This window comes from Paraburkholderia ultramafica (genome assembly GCF_902859915.1).
Lineage (GTDB): Bacteria > Pseudomonadota > Gammaproteobacteria > Burkholderiales > Burkholderiaceae > Paraburkholderia > Paraburkholderia ultramafica.
On the sequence record NZ_CADIKK010000027.1, the window covers coordinates 103,830 to 112,398 of the forward strand.

Genomic DNA, 8,569 nt, shown 5'->3' on the forward strand with positions numbered 1-8,569 from the left:
AATGCCTGTCAATCCCGCTCACGCGATCCAACCGCCCGCCGCTGTCCTGCTCGAACGCACTTTCGCGCTCGCGGACGAAGCCGCCACGCACGCGTTCGGTGAGCGCTTCGCACAAGCGATCGAAAGCGTGCGCGCAGCCACGCGGCAGGCGTCGGGCGCCAGCGGCAGCAACGCATTCCACGGGCTGCAGGTGCAACTCGCCGGCGACCTCGGCGCCGGCAAAACCACCGTCGTGCGCGCGACCTTGCGTGGCCTCGGCCATACCGGCCGCGTACGCAGTCCCACCTACACACTCGTCGAACCTTATGTGCTCGAGCGGCCCGCAGGGGAACTCGCGCTTTATCACTTCGATCTGTACAGATTCACCGATCCGGCCGAATGGGCCGACGCGGGCTTTCGCGAATACTTCGATAGCGGCGCGATCTGCCTCGTCGAATGGCCGCAACGCGCGGGGCGTCTGCTCGGCGTGCCGGATCTGGTCTTCTCGCTCGACCTCGACGGCGACGGTAACGGCCGCGTACTCGTCGCACGGGCCTACAGCGAATCAGGAAAGGCATGTCTCGAAAGATGTTGATCAAACCGTTCCGCTCGATCGAATCGGCGGCTACCGCAACGCATAACTGGCGGCGCCGGCAGATTTTACGGGCGAGCGCGTCCACGCTCGTGCTCGGCCTCATCGCGCCGCGTCTCGCATGGGCCAGCTCGGTGCTCGGCGTGCGCGTCTGGCCGGCGCGCGACTACACGCGCGTGACGATCGAATCCGATCAACCGTTGCAGAACACGCAGCATCTGTTGCAGGGACCGGACCGGCTGGTGGTCGATCTGAGCGGCCTCGATCTCGATCAGGCGCTGAAGGATCTGGTGTCGAAGATCACGCCGAACGATCCGCAGATTTCGTCGGTGCGGGTCGGGCAATATCAGCCGCACGTGGTGCGCATGGTGTTCGACCTGAAGGGTTCGGTGAAGCCGCAGGTGTTCACGCTGCCGCCGGTCGGCGCGTACAAGTACCGGCTGGTGTTCGACCTGTATCCGGCGGTCGCGCCCGATCCGCTGATGGACCTGCTCGCGCAGACCGAACGCAAGCAACAGACGCTCGACGAAGAGAACAGTGCGCCGCCCGCCACGCTGAGCGGCCCCGGCACGACGCCGCCCGCTGCCGACAACAGCGAAGCTTTCTTCGAGCGCTACGCGCAGAACGGCGGCGGTGGCAACACCGCCGGCAACGCCGCGCCGGGCGTGCCGCGTCCGCCGGTGCATATCACGCCGACGCCCACTGCGCCGCTCATCGCCGGCAAACCGGCCACGCCGGCAGCGCCGCTCGTGCCGCCCACGGCGATTGCGCGTAACAAAGGCGGCAACAGCGCCAATAGCGCCAACAGCACGCGCAATCCGGACAGCGACGACGCTGGCGGCGACGACACCTACGCGTTCAGCACGCCGAAATCCGGCAAGAGCAATACGGTGCGTCTGTTGACGGTCGCGATCGATCCGGGCCACGGCGGCGAAGACCCGGGCGCGATCGGCGGCTCGGGCACGTACGAGAAGCACGTCGCGCTCGACATCGCGAAGAAGCTGCGCGCGAAGATCGACGCACAACCGAACATGCGCGCAATGATGACGCGCGACGCCGACTTCTTCGTGCCGCTGAACGTGCGCGTGCAAAAGGCGCGGCGCGTCGGCGCGGACCTGTTCGTGTCGATCCACGCGGACGCGTTCACCACGCCGGAGGCGAAGGGCTCGTCGGTGTTCGCGTTGTCCGAGCATGGCGCGTCGAGCGCCGCGGCGCGGTGGATGGCGAACAAGGAGAACTCGTCGGATCAGATCGGCGGAATCAACATCAAGTCCGCCGACGCCACCGTCAACCGCGCGCTGTTCGATATGTCGACCACCGCGCAGATTCGCGACTCGATGCGTTACGGCAACTTCGTGCTGAAGGAAATCGGCGGGATCAACAAGCTGCACAAGGGCGCGGTCGAACAGGCGGGGTTTGCGGTGCTGAAGGCGCCGGACATTCCGTCGATCCTCGTGGAGACCGCGTTCATCAGCAATCCGGACGAGGAGCGCCGCCTGAACGACGACGCGTATCGCGACAAGATGGCCGATGCGATCATGAACGGCATCAAGCGCTATTTCGCGGCGAATCCGCCGCTGGCGAAGAACCGCATGACGTGATGCAGTTGCTTGCCGCGATGCGATGAAATACGGCCGCTCGATGCGGCCGTATTTCATGATGCGTTCGCACGCAAGACCGGCGCTCAGCGCGCCAGCGTGAGCCGCTGCACGACCCAGCCGCCGAACACGTTCACGGCGAGCCCCGCCATCACCAGCAGCGCGCCGGCGATCTGCGCCGCGGACAGTTGCTCATCGAGAAACAGCGACGCCGACGCCAGCCCGACGATCGGCACCAGCAGCGAAAACGGCGCGACCTGGCTGGCCGGATAGCGCGACAGCAGGCGGCTCCACAACCCGTAGCCGATCAACGTCGCGATGAAAGCCAGATACACGATGGCGAAAATCGACATTGCGCTGATGCCCGACAGCGCCGCGGCAATTTTCTGCGGCCCCTCGAACAGATACGACGATGCAAAAAACGGCAGCGGCGGAATCAGGCTGCCCCACACCACCAGCCCGACGAGATCGACCTTGCCGACCTTCTTCGTGACGATGTTGCCGAGCGCCCACATGCACGCGGCGCACAACGTGAGCGAAAAACCGGCCAGCGTCATCGCATGGCCGCCTTGCAGGCCGATCACCGCAAGCCCGGCCGCCGCGATCAGCAAACCCGCGATGTTCGGCAAGCGAAAGCGCTCATGCAGAAAGACCGCCGCGAACATCAGCGTGAAAAATGCCTGCGCCTGCAGCACCAGCGAAGCGAGCCCCGCCGGCATGCCGACGTACATCGCGGAGAACAGAAAAGCGAACTGCCCAAACGAGATCGTCGCGCCGTACGCGAACAGCCAGTGCCACGGCAGATTCGGCCGCTTGACGAAAAACACCGCCGGCACCGCGGCGAGCGTGAAGCGCAACGCGCCGAGCAGCATCGGCGGCACGCCATGCAGGCCCACCTTGATCACGACGAAATTGACGCCCCACGCCAGCACGACCACCAGCGCGAGCAGCAAATCCTTGGGCGACATCCCGGTCTCCAATTGATTGTCCGATCCGGCAGTTTAGCGGAGGTCGCGTAGTTTCAAGTGGGTTACGGGTTAAGGCGTGGTTAGCCGTTCAGCCAGTTTTCTATCCGCAGTCCCGGGTAAGCTGCGAAATCGCGTTCATTGTTGGTCACCAGCACAACGTCGAGCGATACCGCGTGCGCGGCAATTAGCTTGTCGAGCTGGTCCTTTTTGCACTCGCGTGTCGCTTCGCGAATCGGGCCGTAAGCGCTCGCCGCCGCGCTATCGAATGGCATGACCTGAATATCCTCGACGAGCGACGCCAGGTTGCGACGCTCCCGCGCGCGGTTCGCCGATACCGCGACGCCATATTCGAGTTCGGCAAACGTAATGGCGGACATCACGACGTCGCCGACGAAACATGCCGCAAAGCGCTTCGCGACCTGCTCCGGCTGGCTCTTCATCAGGTAGATGCAGATGTTGGTGTCAAGCATGTAGCGCGGCATTACAGATCCTCGCGCTCGGCCTGCTCATGCTCGCCGCGGCCTTCCGTCATGAAATCCGGACCAAACCTGGCGAATTTCTTGAGCACACCGGCGAGCGGGCGGCGTGTGGGGCGAATCCGCAACTCGTCGCCGACACGCTCAATTTCGACTTCGATGTCGACGCTGTCGAATGCCAATTCAGAGGGAATTCGCACCGCCTGCGAATTGCCGTTACGAAAAACCTTGGTCAGCATGCCCGCCTCCTGATGCGGATGTACGTTGGATGTACATTGTTCCACTATAGCCACCCATCGCGGCATTGTAAATACACGTGTGTACAAGAGCGGCGCGGAATGCGGGCGCCGCCTCAATCGCAGTAGAATCGTCCAGTGACCCCAATCCCCACTCACCATTCCAGCCGAGCCCGCCCATGACTTCCTCGATCAAAGCAGTCCTCAAACCGCATCTGCGCGACGTCGGCAGCCTGACCGTGCGGCGCGTGCTGCCCGCCATGGCGGCGCGCCTGATCGGCCCGTTCATCTTCTTCGACCACATGGGCCCCGCGACCCACGAACCCGGTGTCGGCCTCGACGTGCGCCCGCATCCGCACATCGGCCTCGCCACCGTGACCTATCTGTTCGAAGGCGCGATCATGCACCGCGACAGCCTTGGCTCGGAGCAGAAGATCGTCCCCGGCGACGTCAACTGGATGACCGCGGGGCGCGGCATCGTCCACTCCGAGCGCACGCCCGCCGAAGATCGCGCGAGCGGCCAGACCATCCACGGCATCCAGACCTGGGTCGCGCTGCCGCTCGCGGACGAAGAGATCGAGCCGTCGTTCGCGCATCACGCCGCCGACACGCTGCCGGTCGTCGAGCGCAACGGCGTCACGCTGCGCGTGATAGCGGGCACGGCCTTCGGCGCGGTCTCGCCGGTCACGACGTTCTCCGGCACCCTGTACGTCGCCGCCGGGTTCGCGCCGGGCGGCGCTTTCGCGCTCGAACCGGAGCATGAGGAACGCGGCGTCTATCTGGTGGACGGCGATCTGGAGATCGACGGCGCGCCGCTCGAAGTCGGCCAGATGGCGGTGCTCGCGCTCGACGAAACGGTCACGCTCGCCAGCACCCACGGCGCGCGCGTGATGCTGCTCGGCGGCGAGAAACTGGACGGCGAGCGCTTTATCGAGTGGAATTTCGTCGCCAGTTCGCGCGAGAAGATCGAAGCCGCGAAACTCGCGTGGACGAATCAGGAGATGGGCCAAGTGCCCGGAGAAACCGACTGGATTCCGCTGCCCGAACACAAGTGAGCGCAAATAAGCGTTGGCGCGCAAGCCAGCCGCATTGAATCCGTGCCGTTCGGCCCCAATTAATGTCAAACCGTTTTATCGACGAGGACGCAATGGACACCACTCTGGCCACTTTTGAACAGGACGTCATCACGGCGTCGACACTGGCCCCCGTGCTGGTCGATTTCTGGGCGCCGTGGTGCGGCCCCTGCAAGAGCCTCGGCCCGATGCTGGAGAAGCTCGAAGCCGAAGCCGCCGGCAAATGGAAGCTGGTGAAGGTCAACGTGGACGAGAACCAGGAACTGGCCGCGCACTTCCAGGTGCGCAGCATTCCCCACGTGATGGCGTTTGCCGACGGCCAACCGGTCGATCAGTTTGTCGGCGTATTGCCTGAAGGTCAGCTGCGCGAATTTATCGAACGGCTCGTGCCGCAAGGCGCGGATGCCGCGCGCCTCGAAGCGCAGACCGCGTTGGCCGACGGCCGTCGCGACGATGCGTACGACGCGCTGCAAGCCGCGCTCGCCTACGACCCGGGCTTCGACGAAGCGCGCATGGACCGCATCGAACTGCTGCTCGAAGACCACCGGATCGACGAAGCCCGCAATGAAGTCGATCTGCTGTCGCCGAAAACGACACAAGGCACCGACACCCGCTTCAACGCGATCAAGGCGCGGCTCGACGCGGTGGATGCCGCCGCCGATCTGCCGCCGACGGATGCGCTGGAGGCAAAAGTCGCCGCTCATCCGGACGACCTCGAAGCGCGTTTCGATCTGGCTAGCGCGCTGATCGCGCGCCGCAAATACTCGGAAGCGCTCGAACATCTGCTGGCGATCGTGCAACGCGATCGCTCGTTCCGCGACGATATCGGCCGCAAGACGATGTTGTCGGTGTTCGATCTGGCCGGGCATCAGCCGGAGCTGGTGTCGCACTGGCGGCGCAAGCTGAGCGCGTCGTTGTTCTGATTGGCGCCGGGTTCAGGCGCGGTCGCCGCGAAGGCGGCTACCGCGCCTGAATGTGCCGCGCACTACCCGCGTATATGTCGTAGATATGCTGTAGATATGCCGCGCATGTTCCGCGGCACCCACCGCCTCAAGCCACAGCCTGCTTCGCCAACGCCCGCAACACATGCGCGGCCGCGGCAAAACCGAAGCTCGCCGTCACACACACGCTCGAACCAAATCCCGCACAGTTCAACCCGACCGGTCCCGTATGACCCGGCGACGTGCTCACGTGCTCGGCTTGCTCGTCGATATCGCAAACGGCGGCTTCCGGGTAGATCAACGGCTCGTCCGAATACACCGCGCTCACCTTGAACTTCGCGTTCGGCCCGCGCGGAAAACCATGCTGTTTGCGCAACTGCCCGCGCACTTTCGACAGCAGCGGATCCTGAATCGTCAGCGCGAGATCGTCGATGCGAATGCGCGTCGGGTCGAGCTGGCCACCCGCGCCGCCCACCGTGATCAACGGCTGCTTGCGCTCGACACACCATGCGATCAACGCGGTCTTCGTGCGCACGCTGTCGATCGCGTCGATCACGTAGTCGAAGCCGCCGCCGAGCGTCGCCGCAAAGTTATCCGGCTCGACGAAGTCTTCGATCAGCCGCACGTCGCAATGCGGATTGATCGCCACGATCCGTTCGGCCATCGCTTCGACCTTCGGTTTCCCGTAGTTGCCGTCGAGCGCATGGATCTGCCGGTTAGTGTTGCTTTCGGCGACGTTGTCGAGATCGATCAGCGTGAGCGTGCCGACCGCGCTGCGCGCCAGCGCCTCGGCCACCCATGACCCCACTCCGCCGATGCCGATCACCGCGACGTGCGCGCCTTCGAACGCGGCGAGCGCCGGGGCGCCGTACAGGCGGGCGATGCCGCCGAAGCGCCGCGCGCGGTCGGCGGTTTCACTCCCGTCGAGGCTGGTAGTAAGATCGGATTGCGCGGTGGTGCTGGACATGGTGGCAGGGCTCGTTGAAAACAGGCAAACAGAAAACAGAAAACAGAAAGCGACGGCGCTCAGGCGGGTGCAGGCGGGTTCAAACGTATTCAGCCAGTATTTTGCCTGAACGTATCGATCCGCATCGCCGCGGGCATCGCAGCGACGCCGCGACGCCGATGGCGGCAATCGCAAGCACCCGCGGCATGCGCCGGCGCACCCCACACGGCGTGTGGTCTTGATCCGTTCGCGCGCAAAGAATCGACTCCTTAGCTATACTGGTTGGACTGTAGCGTTCGCATAAGAACATGACCTCACTCGCCGAACTTCGAAAAAACTATTCGCTGGGTTCTTTGGACGTTGCCGATGTCGACCACGACCCGTTTCGTCAATTCGACATATGGTTTCAACAGGCTGTCGACGCCAAACTGCCCGAACCGAATACGATGACGCTGGCCACCGTCGACCCGCGCGGCCGGCCGTCTGCCCGTATCGTGCTGATCAAGGGTGTCGACGAGCGTGGCTTCGTGTTCTTCACCAATTACGAAAGCCGCAAGGGCCGCGAACTGGCCGCCAATCCGTACGCGAGCCTGCTGTTTTACTGGATCGAACTCGAACGCCAGGTGCGCGTCGAGGGCCGCATTGTCAAAACCAGCGCGGCGGAAAGCGATGCGTATTTTGCTTCGCGTCCGCTCGATTCACGCATCGGCGCGTGGGCATCGAATCAGAGTCAGGTAATTGAAAGCCGTTCGCAGCTCGAAACGCGCGAGCGCGAAATGCGCCTGCAATACGGCGACCAGCCACCACGTCCGCCGCACTGGGGCGGCTATCGTTTGGTCCCCGAAGCAATCGAATTCTGGCAGGGGCGGCCGTCGCGTCTGCACGACCGTCTGCTCTACACGCGTACGAGCGAAACCGGCAACTGGCAAATCTCCCGCCTGTCGCCTTGAATCGGAATATAACGTCGGCAGCGTGCCGCCAACGCAGCAGCGCGCGCCGGCCGGATCGCGTCTCGCGGCATGGGAGTTGCGCCGCACCGAGCGACGATCCACACAAGCTTTGCTTTAATTCAACGAACACGGAGAGATCGCATGTTCTGGGAGAAGAAGCTGGCGCAGTGGGTGGACGACGTAAAAACCAGGGCTAACCTGCCTGCACGCCTCGTGCTGTGGGACGGTCAGCAACATGATTTCGGGCAGTTCGCCGCGCCCCGGGTCACGCTACATGTCAAAAGCGCCACGGCGCTGCCCTATCTGCTCAAACCGAGTCTCGACAATCTTGGCGAGGCGTACGTGAAGGGCAAGATTGACATCGAAGGCAAGCTGTCGGACATCATCAATATCAGTTATCAGCTGGCGCGCAACACCGTGACCAGCGCGAGCAAGCTGGCGCGCGTACGACGTTACTTCCATCACTCGAAGGCGTCGGACAAGAAGGCGATCCAGTACCACTACGACGTCTCGAACGAGTTCTACAAGCTGTGGCTCGACGAGAACATGGTCTACTCGTGTGCGTACTTCGAGAACGGTAACGAAGATCTCGCCACCGCGCAGATCAAGAAGATCGACCACATCCTCACCAAAATCCAGTTGCAGCCCGGCCAGCGTCTGCTCGACATCGGCTGCGGCTGGGGTGCGCTCGTGCTGCGTGCGGCGCAGAAGTTCGGGGCGAAGTGCGTGGGCGTGACGCTCTCGCAGAACCAGTTCGACCTCGCCACCGCACGCGTGAGAGCCGCGGGGCTGGAAGGCCAGATCGAGATT

General features: G+C 63.8%; 10 protein-coding genes. 6 read left to right on the forward strand and 4 right to left on the reverse strand.

What is annotated here, in order from left to right; all coding sequences use genetic code 11:
• Window position 1: 1 nt before the first annotated feature.
• Window positions 2-574, forward strand: a complete 573-nt coding sequence (gene tsaE, locus HV744_RS25615; protein ID WP_175152168.1) for a tRNA (adenosine(37)-N6)-threonylcarbamoyltransferase complex ATPase subunit type 1 TsaE — start codon at window positions 2-4, stop codon at window positions 572-574.
• On the forward strand, window positions 556-2,172 hold the full coding sequence (locus tag HV744_RS25620) for an N-acetylmuramoyl-L-alanine amidase (RefSeq protein ID WP_175152169.1): 1,617 nt from the start codon (window positions 556-558) through the stop codon (window positions 2,170-2,172). Before tsaE ends, HV744_RS25620 begins: the two co-directional genes overlap by 19 nt.
• Before the next feature lie 83 nt (window positions 2,173-2,255).
• On the opposite strand, the gene HV744_RS25625 is transcribed toward HV744_RS25620, so the two are convergent.
• The 3 genes from HV744_RS25625 to vapB all read right to left on the reverse strand — a co-directional run bounded on the left by HV744_RS25625 (window position 2,256) and on the right by vapB (window position 3,852).
• Window positions 2,256-3,137 carry an EamA family transporter gene (locus HV744_RS25625; protein WP_175152170.1) on the reverse strand — a complete coding sequence of 294 codons (882 nt, stop codon included), beginning with the start codon at window positions 3,135-3,137 and terminating at the stop codon, window positions 2,256-2,258.
• Window positions 3,138-3,217: 80 nt separating this feature from the next.
• The gene (locus tag HV744_RS25630; RefSeq protein ID WP_175152171.1) at window positions 3,218-3,619 is read right to left on the reverse strand and encodes a type II toxin-antitoxin system VapC family toxin; all 402 of its coding nucleotides are present in this window, start codon (window positions 3,617-3,619) and stop codon (window positions 3,218-3,220) included.
• On the reverse strand, window positions 3,619-3,852 hold the full coding sequence (vapB, locus tag HV744_RS25635) for a type II toxin-antitoxin system VapB family antitoxin (protein WP_175152172.1): 234 nt from the start codon (window positions 3,850-3,852) through the stop codon (window positions 3,619-3,621). Before vapB ends, HV744_RS25630 begins: the two co-directional genes overlap by 1 nt.
• A gap of 176 nt (window positions 3,853-4,028) precedes the next feature.
• Between vapB and HV744_RS25640 the strand changes: the two genes are divergently transcribed.
• Window positions 4,029-4,904: a pirin family protein gene (locus HV744_RS25640; RefSeq protein ID WP_175152173.1), complete on the forward strand. Its 876-nt coding sequence runs from the start codon at window positions 4,029-4,031 to the stop codon at window positions 4,902-4,904.
• Window positions 4,905-4,996: 92 nt separating this feature from the next.
• Window positions 4,997-5,845 carry a thioredoxin gene (gene trxA / locus HV744_RS25645; protein ID WP_175152174.1) on the forward strand — a complete coding sequence of 283 codons (849 nt, stop codon included), beginning with the start codon at window positions 4,997-4,999 and terminating at the stop codon, window positions 5,843-5,845.
• A gap of 127 nt (window positions 5,846-5,972) precedes the next feature.
• Here trxA and tcdA read toward each other — a convergent pair whose 3' ends face one another.
• Window positions 5,973-6,830 carry a tRNA cyclic N6-threonylcarbamoyladenosine(37) synthase TcdA gene (tcdA, locus tag HV744_RS25650; protein WP_175152175.1) on the reverse strand — a complete coding sequence of 286 codons (858 nt, stop codon included), beginning with the start codon at window positions 6,828-6,830 and terminating at the stop codon, window positions 5,973-5,975.
• A gap of 287 nt (window positions 6,831-7,117) precedes the next feature.
• Between tcdA and pdxH the strand changes: the two genes are divergently transcribed.
• Window positions 7,118-7,759, forward strand: coding sequence for a pyridoxamine 5'-phosphate oxidase (gene pdxH, locus HV744_RS25655; protein WP_175152176.1), 642 nt, complete (start codon window positions 7,118-7,120; stop codon window positions 7,757-7,759).
• A 141-nt stretch (window positions 7,760-7,900) separates the two neighbouring features.
• Window positions 7,901-8,569 (forward strand): class I SAM-dependent methyltransferase (locus HV744_RS25660; protein WP_175152177.1); only part of this gene is annotated, 669 nt, incomplete at its 3' end.

Coding starts and splice junctions, on each gene's coding strand:
- tsaE (WP_175152168.1), top strand. CDS start 2: ATGCCTGTCAATCCCGCTCACGCGATCCAACCGCCCGCCGCTGTCCTG.
- HV744_RS25620 (WP_175152169.1), top strand. CDS start 556: ATGTCTCGAAAGATGTTGATCAAACCGTTCCGCTCGATCGAATCGGCG.
- HV744_RS25625 (WP_175152170.1), bottom strand. CDS start 3,137: ATGTCGCCCAAGGATTTGCTGCTCGCGCTGGTGGTCGTGCTGGCGTGG.
- HV744_RS25630 (WP_175152171.1), bottom strand. CDS start 3,619: ATGCCGCGCTACATGCTTGACACCAACATCTGCATCTACCTGATGAAG.
- vapB (WP_175152172.1), bottom strand. CDS start 3,852: ATGCTGACCAAGGTTTTTCGTAACGGCAATTCGCAGGCGGTGCGAATT.
- HV744_RS25640 (WP_175152173.1), top strand. CDS start 4,029: ATGACTTCCTCGATCAAAGCAGTCCTCAAACCGCATCTGCGCGACGTC.
- trxA (WP_175152174.1), top strand. CDS start 4,997: ATGGACACCACTCTGGCCACTTTTGAACAGGACGTCATCACGGCGTCG.
- tcdA (WP_175152175.1), bottom strand. CDS start 6,830: ATGTCCAGCACCACCGCGCAATCCGATCTTACTACCAGCCTCGACGGG.
- pdxH (WP_175152176.1), top strand. CDS start 7,118: ATGACCTCACTCGCCGAACTTCGAAAAAACTATTCGCTGGGTTCTTTG.